This window comes from Streptomyces sp. NBC_00178 (assembly GCF_036206005.1).
Taxonomy (GTDB): domain Bacteria; phylum Actinomycetota; class Actinomycetes; order Streptomycetales; family Streptomycetaceae; genus Streptomyces.
This window is the reverse complement of record NZ_CP108143.1, coordinates 71652-88046: the sequence shown is the minus strand read 5'-3', so window position 1 is coordinate 88046 and position 16395 is coordinate 71652. Positions and strand designations below refer to the sequence as shown.

General features: G+C 68.7%; 10 protein-coding genes and 1 pseudogene. 6 read left to right on the top strand and 5 right to left on the bottom strand.

The window, feature by feature from the left end:
• Window positions 1–116: 116 nt before the first annotated feature.
• The 5 genes from OHT61_RS00340 (at window position 117) to OHT61_RS00320 (ending at window position 8691) form a co-directional block, all read left to right on the top strand.
• The gene (locus tag OHT61_RS00340; RefSeq protein ID WP_329033935.1) at window positions 117–857 is read left to right on the top strand and encodes an SDR family oxidoreductase; all 741 of its coding nucleotides are present in this window, start codon (window positions 117–119) and stop codon (window positions 855–857) included.
• 223 nt (window positions 858–1080) lie between these two features.
• The gene (locus tag OHT61_RS00335) at window positions 1081–1482 is read left to right on the top strand and encodes a hypothetical protein (RefSeq protein WP_329033933.1); all 402 of its coding nucleotides are present in this window, start codon (window positions 1081–1083) and stop codon (window positions 1480–1482) included.
• A gap of 278 nt (window positions 1483–1760) precedes the next feature.
• Window positions 1761–3062: an alpha/beta hydrolase family protein gene (locus OHT61_RS00330; protein ID WP_329033932.1), complete on the top strand. Its 1302-nt coding sequence runs from the start codon at window positions 1761–1763 to the stop codon at window positions 3060–3062.
• A 1049-nt stretch (window positions 3063–4111) separates the two neighbouring features.
• Entirely contained in the window at window positions 4112–6943 is a 2832-nt protein-coding gene (locus tag OHT61_RS00325) for a carbohydrate-binding protein (RefSeq protein ID WP_443049333.1), read from the top strand.
• Window positions 6944–6963: 20 nt separating this feature from the next.
• Window positions 6964–8691, top strand: coding sequence for a ThuA domain-containing protein (locus OHT61_RS00320; protein ID WP_329043029.1), 1728 nt, complete (start codon window positions 6964–6966; stop codon window positions 8689–8691).
• Between the two features lie 666 nt (window positions 8692–9357).
• Here the strand turns inward: OHT61_RS00320 and OHT61_RS32450 are convergent.
• From OHT61_RS32450 to OHT61_RS00300, 5 genes and pseudogenes are all read right to left on the bottom strand, one after another.
• Window positions 9358–9546: pseudogene (locus OHT61_RS32450) on the bottom strand (hypothetical protein); the annotation flags it as partial.
• A 112-nt stretch (window positions 9547–9658) separates the two neighbouring features.
• Window positions 9659–10042, bottom strand: a complete 384-nt coding sequence (locus OHT61_RS00315; RefSeq protein ID WP_329033928.1) for a hypothetical protein — start codon at window positions 10040–10042, stop codon at window positions 9659–9661.
• A gap of 108 nt (window positions 10043–10150) precedes the next feature.
• Complete coding sequence (locus OHT61_RS00310; RefSeq protein ID WP_329033927.1) at window positions 10151–10525, bottom strand: hypothetical protein; 375 nt, start codon at window positions 10523–10525, stop codon at window positions 10151–10153.
• 1131 nt (window positions 10526–11656) lie between these two features.
• Window positions 11657–12547, bottom strand: a complete 891-nt coding sequence (locus OHT61_RS00305) for an NmrA family NAD(P)-binding protein (RefSeq protein ID WP_329033925.1) — start codon at window positions 12545–12547, stop codon at window positions 11657–11659.
• Between the two features lie 98 nt (window positions 12548–12645).
• Window positions 12646–13071: a MarR family winged helix-turn-helix transcriptional regulator gene (locus OHT61_RS00300; RefSeq protein ID WP_329033923.1), complete on the bottom strand. Its 426-nt coding sequence runs from the start codon at window positions 13069–13071 to the stop codon at window positions 12646–12648.
• A gap of 677 nt (window positions 13072–13748) precedes the next feature.
• On the opposite strand from OHT61_RS00300, the gene uvrA reads away from it, so the two are divergent.
• A complete protein-coding gene (gene uvrA, locus OHT61_RS00295) occupies window positions 13749–16220 on the top strand; it encodes an excinuclease ABC subunit UvrA (RefSeq protein ID WP_329033921.1) in 2472 nt (823 codons plus the stop codon).
• Window positions 16221–16395: the final 175 nt, after the last annotated feature.

Here is a 16395-nt window from a genome sequence, read left to right as displayed (position 1 = left end):
CCACTTTCAGGGTCGTAGAGCGCCTTTGGCTGAGATTGGATGGAGGTGAAGGTAAAAGTCACAGAAACTAACGGAGAGAAGTCACCATGACACTGGAATCCAACCTCAGTGGACGAGTGGCGGTCATCACCGGGGCATCCAGCGGCATCGGGCAGGCGACCGCACGCCAGCTCGTCGCCCGCGGCGCGGCCGTCGCGCTCGTCGCCCGCCGTGAGGACCGCCTGAACGCGCTGGTCGAGGAGCTGACCGCGGCCGGGGGCCGGGCCATCGCGATCACTACGGACGTGACCGACGCCGAAGCCGTCGCCCGTGCCGCGCGGCACGTCAAGGACCAGCTGGGACCGGCGAGCATCTTGATCAACAACGCCGGCGTCATGCTGCCGACCATTCCCTTCGGGCGCGAGAGGATCGAGGACTCGAACCGCCAGATCGACCTCAACACCACCGCGGTGGTGTCCGTGATCGCGGCGTTCACCGATCAGCTCGTCGAATCGGCTGCACGCGGTGGTGTCGCCGACGTGATCAACACCTCCTCCATTGCCGCGCAGAACCTCTTCATGCCATTCGCGGTCTACGCCGGCACCAAGGCGTTCGTGACCCACTTCTCGCGGACCCTGCGTGAGGAGTTCGGCCCCAAGGGCATCCGCGTCTCGGCCATCGAGCCCGGACTGACCGAGACCGAGCTCTACAACCATGTCCAGCACGACGACGTGAATGCATGGCTGAGCGGAACCAAGGAAAACTTCAAGTGGCTGCAGGAGGAGAACATCGCTGACGTCGTCACCTTCACCGTCAGCCTGCCCGCCCACGTGACCCTGCAGCAGACGGTCATCATGCCGACCGGTCAGACCGGCTGACGCCCACCGCAGCGCAGACCTGCACAGTCGCAGGTCAAGCCCAGGTTGTCGGGTGGTGAGTGCTCATTCTTCCCCTCGCTGCGGCCCGGCTCCGATTGCCCGTGGTTGCAGCGCGGGTGTGCAGGCGACGGTGGGCCTCCAGAGTCCTGCGGGGTGCCGAGAACTTCTGTCGGCGAGAACCAGGCCGGGTATCGGAAGCGGATCATGTGCATAGGTTCCCGGCATGCCGCTGAGCCGCACAGTCCTCTCGTCCGGTCGTTCGATCGAGCTCGCTGAGCTGCGGATGTCTTCGACCTGTGACGGGATGCTGGAGGGTTACCCGAGCAAGCCGGACGGCCGCCTCGGAGCGGACGGCGAGCTTGTCGTGCCGCGTGGCAACGGCACGTTGCCCCTTGCGGCGGTTGATCCCGCACTCGACGGCGTGCAGCCCGCGCCGGTCGGCCGGGTCGAAACGTGGCGGTCGGCCACTGCGGGAACCAAGCTTCTTGCGATGACCTGTCTGGCCGGCCTTGTCCGGGATGGCGCAGCGGATGTCGCGACGACGCAGGTGGTCGCGGTTCTTGCGGGACGCGTTCGCCTCGTGGGCGTGCCCCGCATCGGCGCGGACGCGCGGCAGCCGCCCTGACGCGGGGCGCGCGGACCTGCTCGGTCCGGATCCGGAACCGTATGCCTCGGTCAACCGCCGCCGGGGCCACACCGGCGGCCGTTACCCCTTCGCCCACTTCGGCAGCAACGGCCTCAGCATTGCCCAGTGCTCAGCCGTGTGCTCTCCCCGCACCGTGAGCCTCGATCATTCAATGTTCAAGGTCCGCTTTCGATGGACAGCCCTCGCGTGCCCTCACGTGCTGCCGTCAATTCAAGAAAGTCGTGAGCACGGGCCGGGGCCCCTGCCATTATCAAGTCATGATCCCAACTACTGCAGGCGCACCGGGTCGTTCAGTCACCCGTCGCCGAATCCTTGGCGGTCTCACGGCCACCGCCGCCACCCTCGTGCTCCCCGCGTCCGCCGCCCTTGCCGCGGCGAACCCGGGAAATGGACTCTTCCGCTGCGACCTTCCCGCTCCCACCGGACCCCACTCGGTCAGCACTGTTGACCTGCACCTGGTCGACCCTCGGCGAAGCGACCCATGGGTCGACGATGCCGTCCAGCCACGAGAACTCATGATCACCGTCTGGTATCCCGCGCGGCCGAACGCCGAGGGACCGGCAGCGCCCTACGCCACGTCCGGTCTCGGACCGGCCTTCGACACCTTCGCGGGGTCCCTGGGCATCCCCGCCCGCTCCGTCGACTGGACCCACATAGGCACACATGCGACCGTCGGCGCCCCGGCAGCGCACCTGGCCGAACGGCTGCCTGTCGTGCTCTACACGCCCGGCCGACTCAACCCGCGCTTCCTTGACACCACCATCGCCGCCGACTTGGCCAGCCACGGGTACGCGGTCGTAGCCGTCGACCACACATACGAAGCGCTCGCCGTCGAGTTTCCCGACGGCCGTGTCATGACCCCCGCTCCTGCGCTGGTCGGCACGCTGTCACCAGAGGTAATGAAGGCTGCCGTGGACTGTCGGGTGGCGGACCTGCGATTCCTGTTGGACCAGTTGCGGCTGCTCGCCCGTGGTCGTCACCTCGACTCCGGCGGCCGCGCACTTCCGGCCGGACTCGGAGCCGCACTCGACCTGTCTTCGGTCGGCATCTTCGGCCATTCCCTGGGCGGCACGGCCGCAGCCGAGGCGATGCGCCTGGACCGACGTATCAGCGCCGGTGCGATAATGGAGGGCCCGCTCGGCTACGGCCTGGACGACCCGGAACTGTTCGCACCTGTCACACGTACGGGACTGCGGCAACCCTTTCTCTTGGCGGGTAGTTCGTACACACCTGAGCTTCCCTTCACGCACACCCACGTGCCCGCCTGGCAGGCTCTGTGGAGGAACTCCACCGGTTGGAAGCGTGATGTGTGGACCGCACAGGCACGTCACCAGTCCTACAGCGATTTCCAGACACTCATTCCCGCGCTTGCCGCCCAGTTCGGCACCCCACCGCCCGCTGCCGTAGCCGCCATGATCGGAGACATCGACCCGGTCAGCTTCACCGACGCACGTCGGGCCTGCCTCACCGCCTTCTTCGACCAGTCCCTGAAGAACCGGCGGCGCCCGCTGCTGGACAACCCCACCCGGCGCTTCCCCGACGTCACCCGCATCATCTGAGTCCCGTCCACTCGATCGTGTTGCCGGTCCTCCCTCTCAACCGGCGAAGCACAGCAGTCACAGCGCTCGGCATCGTCGCAATCTCGGTCACACCTCGCGGCATCTCCAGCGTGCCAGGGCTGGTGGTGCCTTTGCGGCGGCCAAGACACGGCGTGTGCCCGACGCCTTCTCGGGAAAGCGGCCGAGAGCGACTCCATGATCCTGGGTGCGACCCTCGGGCAGGCCGGCCCAGCCCCTCGGCGGCTCGACGCCAACAGCCTGAGCGACGGCGACTTCGTGAGGCCCTGGACGTCGCGATGCGGCACCGGCGAGCCCTCGTCGAAGACCCCTCGGCGACCCTCGCGGTCACCGGCCACAACGGTGGCCCCCTGGAATCCACTTCACCGAGCTCCAGCAGATGCCGCCGGAGCGACGCCGGGCCCGCGAGCTTGTGCAGGACGAGAACCCGAACGTTCGGCCTGCTGCCGTCGATCTTCTCGGCCGCGATGGTCAGACGTCCTGCGGCCACCAGTGAGGGCGATCGTGGCGCTGATGCCAACTCACGCGCGTGGCCTCCTCGCCGGGTGCGCCGCCCCCCCCGTCCCGTGGCCGTCCTGGTGGCCGGCACGGCTGATGTCGTTCTGGCTTCCTCCGCAGGTGCCCGGTTCGGCCGGGAGGGGATGCGGACATTTAGTTTGAATTAAGAACTAAAGCGTTCGCGCGGTGATATCGCATCCATGCGCGGCTCACTGAGGCCGATGCGCGTCCGCTGCCCAGAGGGGCTCCGGGAATTTGACCACACGCTTGACAAATTAAGCCCGCATTGCCAGCATGCAAAATCTCGCGAGTATCCGCACGTATCCCGATGGCGCAACGAAAGCTCTCGCAGCTTCAGCACAGATCGGTACGGCTGCTTCCCGGCTGACGGGACATCACCCGGGCGCAGGTTCCTCCCTCAGTGACACGGCAGCGTGTTAGCCGCGCGCTCATGCCTGACTCACTCCCCCCAAGGTCAGGAAGGACGCTCCATGTCAGGACTGTCAGGACGGTCACGGCCGAGACGTACGTGGTTGAGGTGGCTCACGGTACTCGGCCTGGTGATCAGCGGCGGTGCCCTCGGCGGCCCCGCAGCCTCAGCCCACCCCGGCCACCCCGAGCACGAGGCCGCTGCTGCGGCCATCCCGGCCGGCGACTACCAGCAAGTACAACTCGCCTTGGGCGCAGCAGAGTTGGGCGAAGCCATGTCGCTCGCAGTGCTGCCTGACCGGGCCGTTGTGCACACGGCCAGGGACGGCACGGTCCGCTACACCGACGCCGCGGGCAACACCAAGACTGCCGGCAAGCTGGACGTCTACACGCACGACGAGGAGGGCCTCCAGGGTATAGCCGCCGACCCGGGCTTCTCCTCCAACCGCTACCTGTACCTGTATTACTCACCCAAGCTCAGCACCCCGGGCGGTGACGCCCCCGTCACCGGCAGCGCCGCCACGTTCGAGGCGTGGAAGGGTCACCTCAACCTGTCCCGCTTCACTCTCAAGGCCGACGGCACCCTCGACCTCGCCAGCGAGAAGGTCGTGCTGGAAGTCCCCAACGACCGTGGCCAGTGCTGTCACGTGGGCGGCGATATCGACTTCGACGCCGCCGGGAACCTCTATCTGACGACCGGTGACGACACCAACCCCTTCGAGTCGAGTGGCTACTCGCCCATCGACGAACGGACCGACCGCAACCCGCAGTTCGACGCCCAGCGCTCCTCGGGCAACACCAACGACCTGCGTGGCAAGGTGCTGCGGATCAAGCCCACCGCCGCCGGTGGCTACACCGTGCCCGCCGGGAACCTCTTCGCGCCCGGCACGGCGAGGACCCGCCCCGAGATCTACGCGATGGGGTTCCGCAACCCGTTCCGGATGTCCGTCGACAAGGCCACCGGTGCCGTCTACCTCGGTGACTACGGCCCCGACGCGGGCGTCACCGACGGCAGCAGGGGCCCGAGCGGACAGGTCGAGTTCAACCGGATCACCGCCCCGGGCAACTACGGCTGGCCCTACTGCACGGGTACGAACACCGCCACCGAGACGTACGGCGAGTACACCTTCCCGAGCGGTCCGTCCGCGGGGAAGTACAACTGCGGCTCCGGCCCGGCCAACAACTCCTTCCGCAACACCGGCCTGCCGACCCTCCCCGCCGCCAAGCCGGCGTGGATCCGGTACGCCGGGGACGCCGGCTCGCCGTCCGAGTTCGGCAGCGGTTCCGAATCCCCCATGGGCGGCCCGGTCTACCGCTACGACGCGGCGCTGAACTCCAACGTCAAGTTCCCCCAGTCCCTCGACGGACGCTTCTTCGCGGGCGAGTACGGCCGTAAGTGGATCAAGGCCATCGAGGTCAAGTCCGACGGAACTCCGGGTGTCATCGAGGCCTTCCCCTGGACCGGTACGCAGGTGATGGACCAGGCCTTCGGGCCCGACGGAGCCCTCTACGTCCTCGATTACGGCACCGGCGGCAACAACCAGGCCCTCTACCGGGTCGAGTACATCGGCGCCGCCAACCGCAACCCGGTCGCCAAGGCAGCCGCCGACAAGGTCTCGGGACCGACGCCGCTGACCGTCGCGTTCTCCTCGGCCGGCAGCTCCGACCCCGAGGGCCGAGCCCTCACGTACGCCTGGGACTTCGGTGACGGCACCAGCTCCACCGCGGCCAGCCCGAGCCACACGTACACCACCAACGGCACCTTCCGTCCCACCCTCACGGTCAAGGACCCCGAAGGGCTGACCGGTTCGGCCAGTCTCGTGGTGACCGCGGGGAACACCGCACCGACGGTCACGCTCCAGTCCCCGAAGGACGGCCAGCTGTTCTCCTTCAGTGACACCGTGCCCTTCCAGGTGTCGGTCAGCGACCCCGAGGACGGCACCATCGACTGCTCCAAGGTCAAGGTCACCTACCTCCTCGGCCACGACGAGCACCGGCATCAGATCACCCAGACCACCGGATGCTCCGGCAACCTGACCGTGCCCGCCGACGGCGAGCACGACAGTGCGGCCAACATCTACGGAGTGTTCGACGCCGAGTACACCGACGCCGCCGGACTGACGACGCACAGCGCGCGCATCCTCCAGCCGCGCCACCGGCAGGGCGAGCACTTCGGCGCGCAGAATGGCATCCAGATCGCCGCGCACGGCACGGCGGAGGGCGGCAGCACCGTCGGGTTCACCGACAACAACGACTGGGTGTCCTTCACGCCGTACAACCTCGCCAACGCCACCCGCTTCACCGCCCGGGTCTCCTCGGGAGGTGCCGGCGGCACGATCGAGGTGCGCGCGGGCTCCGCCACCGGCACGCTGCTGGGTAGCGCCGCCGTCGCACCGACCGGCGGCTGGGAGAACTTCGTCGACGTATCGGCGAACCTCACCAACGTTCCCACAGCCAGCACAGAGTTGTTCCTCGTCTTCAAGGGTGCGACCGGACAGGGCAACCTCTTCGATCTCGACGCGTTCACCCTCGCCACGGGCAGCACCGGATCGAGTCAGACGGTCGAGGGCGAGTCGTTCAGTTCCGGGCAGGGTGTTCAGGCCGCCGACCACGCCCCCGCGAGCGGCGGCAGGACGCTCGGCTACATCGAGAACGGCGACTGGGCGGGTTACGCGGCGGTCCCGACGGCCGGGACCAAGACCTTCAGTGCGAAGGTGTCCTCGGCCGGCGCGGGCGGCACCGTCCAGATCCGCTCCGGCTCGGCGACCGGCGCCGTGCTCGGCTCGGTGGCGGTCGCCAACACCGGCGGCTGGGAGACCTTCACCACGGTCTCGACCACACTGACCGGTACGGCGTCCTCGGGCGCTCTGTTCCTCACCTTCACCGGTGGTGCAGGGTCGCTGTTCGACATCGACACCCTCACCCTCACCAAGTGACGGACGGGAAAGGGACCATGATGTTTCCTCGACTCAGCCGGCTGTCGACGAGGGCGGCCTCGTCCCTCGCCGTCGCGCTCGGCCTCGCGGGCTCGCTCCTGACGCCCGCCTCGGCGGCGCCCGCCGCCGACCCCGCCTACAAGGTGCTGGTCTTCTCCAAGACGGCCGGCTTCCGCCACGACTCCATCCCGGCCGGCACCCAGACCATCCGCGATCTTGGATCGGCCAACAACTTCACCGTCACCGCCACCGAGGACAGCAACGCCTTCACCACGGCCAACCTGGCAGGCTTCAAGGCGGTGGTCTTCCTCTCGACCACCGGTGACGTCCTGAACACGACCCAGCAGTCAGCCCTCCAGTCCTACGTGGACGGGGGCGGCGGCTACCTGGGCATCCACGCCGCGGCCGACACCGAGTACGAATGGCCGCAGTACCAGCAGCTCGTCGGCGCCTGGTTCAAGAGCCACCCGGCGATCCAGCAGGCCACGGTACGGACCGAGGACCGGGCCAACCCGGCCACCTCCCACCTCGGCCAGACCTGGAGCCGCACCGACGAGTGGTACAACTACCGCACCAACCCGCGCCCCGACGTGCGGGTGCTCCAGAGCCTGGACGAGGGCAGCTACAACGGCGGCGAGATGAGCGGCGACCACCCCATCACGTGGTGCCACCCGCAGGGCAGCGGCCGTTCCTTCTACACGGGACTCGGCCACACCCAGGAGTCGTACGCCGACCCCGCCTTCCGTTCGCTGCTGCTCGGCGGCATCCGGTACGCGGCGGGCTTCGCCAAGGCGGACTGCCGCCCAGAGACCGGCTACACGAGCCTCTACAACGGCTCCACCACCGGCTGGTCCCAGGCAGGGCCCGGCAGCTTCACCAACACCGACGCCACCCTCACGTCGACGGGCGGTATGGGCCTGTACTGGTACCGTGCCAAGGAGTTCGCCTCCTACTCGCTCAAGCTGGACTGGCGGATGCCGGGAGACGACAACTCCGGCGTGTTCGTCGGCTTCCCGGCCTCCGACGACCCCAACTCGGCCGTCAGCCAGGGGTACGAGATCCAGATCGACGCCACCGACTCCGCCGACCGCACCACAGGGGCCGTCTACGGCTTCAAGTCGGCGGACATCGCGGCGCGCGACGCGGCGCTGAACCCGCCGGGGAGCTGGAACACGTACGAGATCCGGGTGGAGGGCGAACGGCTCCAGGTGTTCCTGAACGGAACGAGGGTCAACGACTTCACCAACACCGACCCCGTTCGCTCGCTCGCGCAGGGATACATCGGGATCCAGAACCACGGCACCGGTGACGACGTGGCCTTCCGCAACATCCGGATCAAGGAACTGGGCGGCACGAACCCGCCCACCTCGACCACCTACGAGGGGGAGTCCTACACCTCCTCGCAGGGGGTCCAGGCAGCGGACCACGCCCCGGCCAGCGGCGGCAGGACGCTCGGCTACATCGAGAACGGCGACTGGGCGGGCTACGCCCAGGCATCACTGACGGGTGCGAAGACCTTCACCGCCAAGGTCTCCTCGGCCGGGGCGGGCGGCACCGTACAGGTCCGCTCCGGCTCGGCCACCGGACCGGTGATCGGGACGGTCTCCGTGCCCAACACCGGAGGCTGGGAGACCTTCAGCACGGTCTCCACAGCGCTCTCCGGCACACCGACCGGACCGGTGTTCCTCACCTTCACCGGCGGCGCGGGATCCCTGTTCGACATCGACACCTTCACCCTCGGGAGGTAGGCGCCGGCAGAGTACACCTGGAGGAATTGACGGGGCGTCGGCGCCCCGGCCGGCGGGCGGGGTCCGGACAGACCGGGGCCCGTCCGCCGCCGTGCACCGAAAGCAGCGGTGAGACGGACCAGCTTCGCAAGGCGCCCGCAATCATCTGGGGCTACAGCACCTCCGCCCAGGCTTACGACGACGTCCACGGCCTCCTCGACGCCCCCTCCATCACCCACTCGGTGCGTGCTCAGCCCGAACATCGCTTCCTGCCCGCCCGTTCGCCTCGACACCGCTCGCCTGCGGTGCCATTCCGCTCCATAGGGGAGCTGCCATGTGCGAGGCGGCTATGCACTCTCAGCGACGAGCGCGCCTCCTTCACGTCGCAGTTGGCCGCCCTGGAGCGGCAGCACACCGCACTGACCAACGAGCTCGCCCCGCTGACAAGGCCCAATGATCGGCAAGGAGGCGCGATCGTCGCCCTGCGCCAGACGTCGCAGGACCTAGAGCGCGGTCGTGAACAGGCCCTTCACCGTACGAAGGCGGAGCGGCGCACGCGCGCCGATGAGCTGTCCGCGTCCGAGACGGAACGTGCGGAGCTGGGGAGGAACCCGCCGAGCAGGAAGTGCAAGTCCAGGAGCTCACCATCCGCTGCGCCTCGATCGGACAGCGCTGACCACCACTATTCCCCCGCACTGGAAACAGACTCTCGAACTGCTCATCGGTGAACAGAACAACCAGGCCATCCTGAACCCGAATCGCCAGGTTCCTCTTCGGGAAGGCCGCCCGCGCCACCCGCACGGTCTCCACCGGAGTTTCCCGCCTCCTGCGGCCGCATCGACACCGGCCCCCCCGAACAACAACGTCGGCTCCCAAGACCACAACCAGGCCTTGGGAGCCGACGTCAGGCAAGAGCCAGAATTGACCAACGGCGTCGGAACGTCGTGTCCGGCCCCGCTGCCGTACGGGCATGACCGTGGTCAGGACGTCATACGTCGTACTCGTACAGGTACGCGTCGACGAGTGCTCCGCTGCGCCAGCCGGAGCTGAAGTTCACCTTGGTGCCTTTGGGGCAGGCCTGCGGGCTGTAGTAGGTCGTCCCGTTCGGGAAGGTCGCCTTGACACGGGCGCACTGGCCGTCGTTGTCGGTGTCCTTCACCCATCCGGCGATGCCTACGCGCTTGGCTCCGTTGCTTTCGGTGATGCACTTCACCTCCCAGAACGCCTCGGCACCGGTCGTCTCGGGGTTCAAAACGGCCCCGCAGCCGGCAGCCGCGGCAGGGCCGGCAGTCAGCAGGGTCGCACCGACGCCCAAGACGAGCGAGGCCGCCGTACCAGCGGTGAGTGTGCGGATCTTCCGTGAAGCCTTCACTGCGAGTTCCCTACTTTCGTGTTTTCCTCATAGGAACCCCGGGGCCAGGCAATGCACTTGCCGGAGTCCTCGATCAGCCTTCTCCGGGCAGCGGGCCGCCCGCCGCACTCAGACGTCGAACTCGTACAGATACGCGTTGATGATCTGGGACTTGGTGCTGCTCCAGGGCGACCCGAAGCTGACCTTCGTTCCCTTGGGGCACGCCCGGGGGCTATACCATTTGTCCCCGTTGGCGTACTCCACGCGCACCCGGGCGCACTGGCCGTCGTTGTCGGTGTCCTTGACCCATCCGACGACGCGGATATGGCCGGCGTCGCAGGCCACGTCCCACGCGGCCGAAGCTCCTGCCGTTTGAGCGCTGAGCGATGCGCCACAGGCGGCAGCCGCCGCAGGAGACGCTCCGAAGACCACGGACCCCCCGGCCAGAACCGAGGCGGCCACACTGGCGGCCAGCCCGCTCCGCAGACTCACGCGTTTCTTCATCGGACTCTTCCTTTGCTCAGTTGTGCGTCGAACGGGATTGCTGTCGCCGGCGGCGACCCCGGCCATGGCGGTGAAGGCCGTGTCCCTCGATTGACCCGAGACGGGCGGTGTCCAACGTGCCGGCCGCCACAACAACGAGACTGAGGGTGCGGTGCGGTGACTGGCCACAGCCAACGCAGAAGTGGCCTCGTCCCGAGACGTCCCGCGCGCTGACCTGCGCAGACGCCACTCTCCGAGTCCCTGGGGCGGGACGTCGCGGGACGGAACGGCTGGATCCGCGACAGGGCGGAGTGGGTGCGACGCGTAGCCCAATCGAGCCGTCCGCGAGAACGGTGGCTTCGGGCCCTCCCCGGCCGGGCGCCACACCGGTCGACGATCCAGCCGACCGGGAGCGATGCCGGGCGGGCTGCACTTCAGGTCGCCGACCCGGACCCACCGTCCGCCGCCGACGGGCGACTTCCGCCTCGGGCGCGGTGCGGGGGCCGGGCACGAGTTGACGTCGAACGGCCGTAGGGGTGGGGTGGATCAGACGTGGCCGTGCACGTTGACGAGCAGAGTGTCGACGGGGAGCGCGATGAGATACGCCTGAACCCCTTCGCGTTCCAAGCCGAAGTACGGCTCGTGGACGCATTCGAGGGGACCGTGGCATGCGCCCGGTGCAGGGGAGCATCACCAAGTTCGTACCACCACCCACCGAGCGTCAGCACGTCGCGCAGGGGCAGCAGGCTGAGCTCGTAGGTCCTGGCGTATTCCTCGCGGCTGCGTTGTCCGATTCCTACCGGGTCCCAACCAAAGGTGGTCGTCCGCGACGTCGGGCCGGGCCAGTACCGGCGCTACATCCACCCAGGCCCGGACGGCTGGCTGCGCCCGGTAGCCGGCAGCCTCCTGCGATGTCTCATACGAGTGCCTGGTCCCTACAGCGGCCAAGTGACGGTAGAAGAACGCCGACTCGTCGTCCGGGTCCGGGTCCGGGTGGCGGGAAAATCCCTCCTGCATGCTCTTCGAGCGTACGGAGACGTGCAGGTCCCAGGGCGCGGAATTGCTGCAGAGAGTCTCCGTCCGGACCTGTCCGGACCCGTCCGGACCGAAGGCCGCGAGGCAGGTAGAGAGCGTGGCTTCGCGGCCGGAGGCTCAGGATCCAGCCACGTCTTTGGACGCGGTCCAGCCGGTAGCGCGGATCCACCCGACCAGGTCCAGGGTGGCCGGCTCGATCGAGCGCACCGCCGCGGGGTCCGAAGTGTGTTGCGCCGCCGTCGCGAACTCGCGGAACATCGCCTGGTCGAGGTCGTTGGGAAGCACACTCAACGGGAGGGCCTCGTAGCGTGCCGGGAGCCCGGCGCGCGTCCCGAACGCCGCGGCGATCCGGGGGCCTGTCAGCTCGTCGCCGACGAGCGCGACGGCTCCGCCGGGCGCCTTTGCGGGGTCGAGCAGGAGCGCGGCGGCGACCCGGCCGATGTCCCTGACAGAGATCATCTTCAGGGCGACGTCCTCCGGCAGCGGCAGCCTCAGCACGATCTCCCCGTGCTCCAGGCTCGGTGCCATCACGCTCGCGAAGTTCTCCATGAAGGCGGTCGCGCGAACCATCGTGGCCCTGAGGCCGGACTTCCTCAGGTGCTCTTCGATCCAGTGCTTCGAGTCGTGGTGCGGCACACCCGACTCCCGTTCCGCTCCGAAGACCGAGTTGAACACGACGTGCGGGACGCCTGCCTCGACCGCCGCGTCGACGAGTGCTGTCCCGATGCGGATCTCCGCCTCGACCTCTTCGAGACTGTTCGCCTCCGGGGTCATGAAGTAGAACCCCTCGACCGTCGCCAGCGCGGCGGCCAGCGACGCCGGGTCGTCGACCCGGATGGCCGCCAGCTCGACGCCGCGGGCGGTCAGCTCCTGAGCCCGGTCGGACTGCGGGTTGCGGACCAAGGCCCGCACCCGTGCCTTGTGGTCCAGCAGTGCGTCGACCACCGCCCCGCCCTGTTGCCCCGTTGCGCCGAAGACCGCGATCGTGCCGGTCGTCTGTGTGCTCATCGCTGCCACCCTTCACTAGTTCACGGCGTGAACGAAATTAGTTCACGGCATGAACTACGTCAAGGTGCGGGTAAAGAGGGACCTCGCGGCGTGATGCGTCAGTCCGAGGTGGGCGAAGAGAGGTCCGAGGTGTCCACGATGGCGGTGGCCAGGCGCTCGAAGTCGCGCTGGTCGTCGGCGTCCAGGCTCCTCGCGATCTCGGGCAGGCGCTTGGCGACCTCGGCGTAAACGGCCTCGGCCAGCACCTTCCCCGTGGGTGTCACACTGAGCATGACGACCCGCCGGTCCTGCGCCGAACCTGCCCTGCCGACCAACTCGCGCCGAGCGGTGCGATCCACCAGCTGGCTCAATGCGTTCTTGGTCATACCCAACGACGCGGCGAGGTCGGCCATCCGCCGCGGCTCGTCCCTGATTGCGCAGAGCAGCGTGGCCTGCGAGGAGGTCAGGTCGAACTCGGCGCAGATCTGCGCGTACTTGCGTTGAATCACTACCGAAAGCCAGAAGAGCTTGTCGCCATAGTCCACGCCGACCTCCCCGGTCCGACCACGAACGATCAGCCTACTCGTCGCGGGCCGGCAGTCTGCACTGGGCGGCCTTCCGGGCTCGGCGATCAATGCTCGTCCCCACAATGTGAGTGATGGCGGAATCACTGGCCGCCTCCCGGCCGGTCCTGGCGCGTTGAGCCCCGCGGGCACGGGTCCGCGAACGGCCGCTCACCGTCGCGTCAGACCATCCCGGCCGGGCAGGCGGTACAGCTAGGCTGCCAGAGGCGGCCCGAGTGATCCGCACGCTTCTTCAGGGCACCCGTCGCGGCCGCTCGTACCGGCGCCGGCCCGTGCCGGGCTCGTCCGACCAGTGTGGCACCGGCCGGGCGGCGTGGCGAACGTTCGACGAGCCACCGGGCCGGGCGCCCTACGGAGCCACAGGGAAGCCCGGGCCGCCCGTCCCTGCCGCCGCGCGACCGGCGACTGTGGCCTCCAGGCCTCTGCCGCGCTACCCGTGCCCGCTGGACGCTCGTCGTTTCCGCCGTGTTCGTCACCCGGGCAGGGCTCACGTGACCCGCCGTGACGACACGAACACCCGGCCAGGTCGTGCGTCGAAGTGGGTCCGGGACACGCCGGACGCACGCCGGACGCTCGTGTGAGCGAGGCACGGTGACAGCGCCCGTCGCGCGGTTCCGGGCGCAATCAGGTACTCAGGAATGGTGAACAAGGACACGGTCGACCCCTATGTGCATGTTCGGGGCGCCAGTGAGAACAACCTGCGGAACATCGATGTCGACGTCCCGCGGGACGCGATGGTCGCCTTCACAGGTGTCTCCGGTTCGGGCAAGTCCTCGCTCGCGTTCGGCACGCTCTACGCTGAGGCCCAGCGGCGCTACTTCGAGTCCGTAGCACCGTACGCCCGAAGGCTGTTGCAACAAGTCGGTGCACCCCACGTGCAGGACATCACCGGACTGCCACCGGCCGTGGCCCTGCAGCAGCGACGCGGGGCGCCCAGTTCGCGCTCGACGGTCGGCACCATCACCACGCTGTCCAATCTGCTGCGCATGCTGTACTCCCGCGCCGGCACGTATCCGCCCCGGAGCGCACGGCTGGAAGCCGAATCGTTCTCACCCAACACCGTGGCCGGCGCCTGCCCGGAATGCCACGGACTGGGCGTCGTACACGACGTCGCTGAGGACCTCCTCGTCCCGGACCCCTCGCTGAGCATCCGCGAGGGAGCGATCGCCGCCTGGCCGGGCGCCTGGCAGGGCGCCAACCTTCGCAGCGTCGTGAACGGCCTGGGGATCGACATCGACCGCCCGTGGCGCAGACTCAGGAAGAAGGACCGGGACTGGCTGCTGTACACGGACGAGCAGCCCTCCGTGTACATCGAGCCGGAGGAGGACCGCGTCGACTACGGCTACCAGGGCAAATTCTGGAGTGCCCGCAAGCACGTCATGCACGTCCTCGCCGACTCCAAGAGCGAGAAGATGCGCGAACGGGCGCTCCGGTTCGTCAGGAGTGTGCCATGCCCGGAGTGCCAGGGCAGCGGACTACGTCCCGAAGCGCTCGCCGTGACCTTTGCCGGACACTCCATCGCGGAGATCAACGCGATGCCGCTCACCGAGGTCGCGGTCCTTTTGCGGCCCGTCGCGAGGCGGGACGAGGCAGACGCGACCACGTCGACCGCCCGATCCGGGGAGACGACCGAGGTCGCGGTCCGCATCTGCGGTGATCTGGTCGCGCGGGTCGATGTACTGCTCGACCTGGGCCTCGGATATCTCAGCCTCCGGCGCCGCTCGACGACCCTGTCGCCCGGCGAAGCGCAGCGCCTGCGGATCGCCACCCAGCTGCGCTCGGGGCTGTTCGGCGTCGTCTACGTACTCGACGAGCCCTCCGCGGGCCTGCACCCGGCTGACGCGGAACCGCTGCTGAACGTGCTGGACCGCCTCAAGGCGGCGGGCAACTCTCTGTTCGTCGTGGAACACGACATGGACGTCGTACGTCGGGCCGACTGGGTGGTCGACATCGGCCCCGGCGCGGGCGAGGGCGGCGGGCGCGTGCTGCACAGCGGTCCGGTCGCCGGTCTGGAGCGGGTGAGGGAGTCGGCCACCAGCCAGTACCTGTTCGGGCGCGCCACGCCACTCGATCACCGCCCGCGCACTCCGCAAGGCTGGCTGCACCTGAGCGGCGTCTCCCGCCACAATCTGCACGACGTGTCCATCGACGTACCGCTCTGCGTACTGACGGCGGTGACGGGCGTGTCCGGTTCCGGGAAGTCGACGCTGGTGACCCAGGTGCTCGCCGAGGTCGTCCGCGGACACCTCGGACTCGTACCCGAGGAGCCAGACGAGGCGCAGCTGGAGGTCGACGTCCAAGACGCCTCAGGGGTCGAGTCGTTCGACCGGCTGGTCCGCGTCGACCAACGGCCCATCGGCCGCACTCCCCGGTCCAACCTGGCCACGTACACAGGGATGTTCGACGCGGTCCGCAAGCTGTATGCGGCGACGGACGAGGCGACGGCGCGCGGTTACTCGGCCGGACGGTTCTCCTTCAACGTGCCCGAAGGGCGGTGCGATACCTGTCAGGGCGAGGGCTTCGTCGCGGTGGAACTGCTGTTCCTTCCCGGTACCTACGCACCGTGCCCGACCTGCCGGGGCGCCCGGTACAACGCCGAGACGCTGGAAATCACCTACCGCGGTAAGAACATCGCGGAAGTCCTGGGGCTGTCCGTCGACACCGCCGCCACGTTCCTGTCCGCCAACCCGGCCGCCTCCCGCAGCCTGGAGACGCTGCGCGAGGTGGGACTGGGATACCTGCGGCTGGGACAGCCCGCGACGGAACTCAGCGGTGGTGAGGCACAACGCATCAAACTGGCCACCGAACTGCAGCGAGCCCGCCGCGGCCACGCGCTCTACCTGCTCGACGAGCCGACTGCGGGGCTGCACCCCTCGGACGTCGCACTGCTGCTGCGACAACTGCATCGGCTCGTCGACGCCGGCAACACCGTCGTCCTCGTCGAGCACGATCTCGACACGATCGTCACCGCCGACTGGGTCATCGACCTCGGGCCGGGCGGCGGCGACGCGGGCGGGCGGGTGGTCGCGGTGGGCCCGCCGGCCAAGGTGGCGAAGGCCCGCCGCAGCGCCACCGCGCCCTACCTCGCGGCCCGACTCGCGGGCTCCTGACGGCGCGATGAGCTGAGCACCGGTCACATCCCGGCACCGGGGGAAGCGAGAAGGACAACGCGGGGCCCGGCCGAACCCAGAGCCTGCCGGGCCGTGACCGCTTTTCGCCACGCGGTAGGCGGGGTGCTCAGCCGAACCGCCCCGGCCTACCGCGGCCACCGCGCGGCCCCGCCAA

Bases quoted from the DNA above. Each gene is read 5' to 3' on its own strand.
- OHT61_RS00335 (WP_329033933.1), top strand. From the start codon at position 1,081: ATGCCGCTGAGCCGCACAGTCCTCTCGTCCGGTCGTTCGATCGAGCTC.
- OHT61_RS00330 (WP_329033932.1), top strand. From the start codon at position 1,761: ATGATCCCAACTACTGCAGGCGCACCGGGTCGTTCAGTCACCCGTCGC.
- OHT61_RS00320 (WP_329043029.1), top strand. From the start codon at position 6,964: ATGTTTCCTCGACTCAGCCGGCTGTCGACGAGGGCGGCCTCGTCCCTC.
- OHT61_RS00310 (WP_329033927.1), bottom strand. From the start codon at position 10,525: ATGAAGAAACGCGTGAGTCTGCGGAGCGGGCTGGCCGCCAGTGTGGCC.
- OHT61_RS00305 (WP_329033925.1), bottom strand. From the start codon at position 12,547: ATGAGCACACAGACGACCGGCACGATCGCGGTCTTCGGCGCAACGGGG.
- uvrA (WP_329033921.1), top strand. From the start codon at position 13,749: ATGGTGAACAAGGACACGGTCGACCCCTATGTGCATGTTCGGGGCGCC.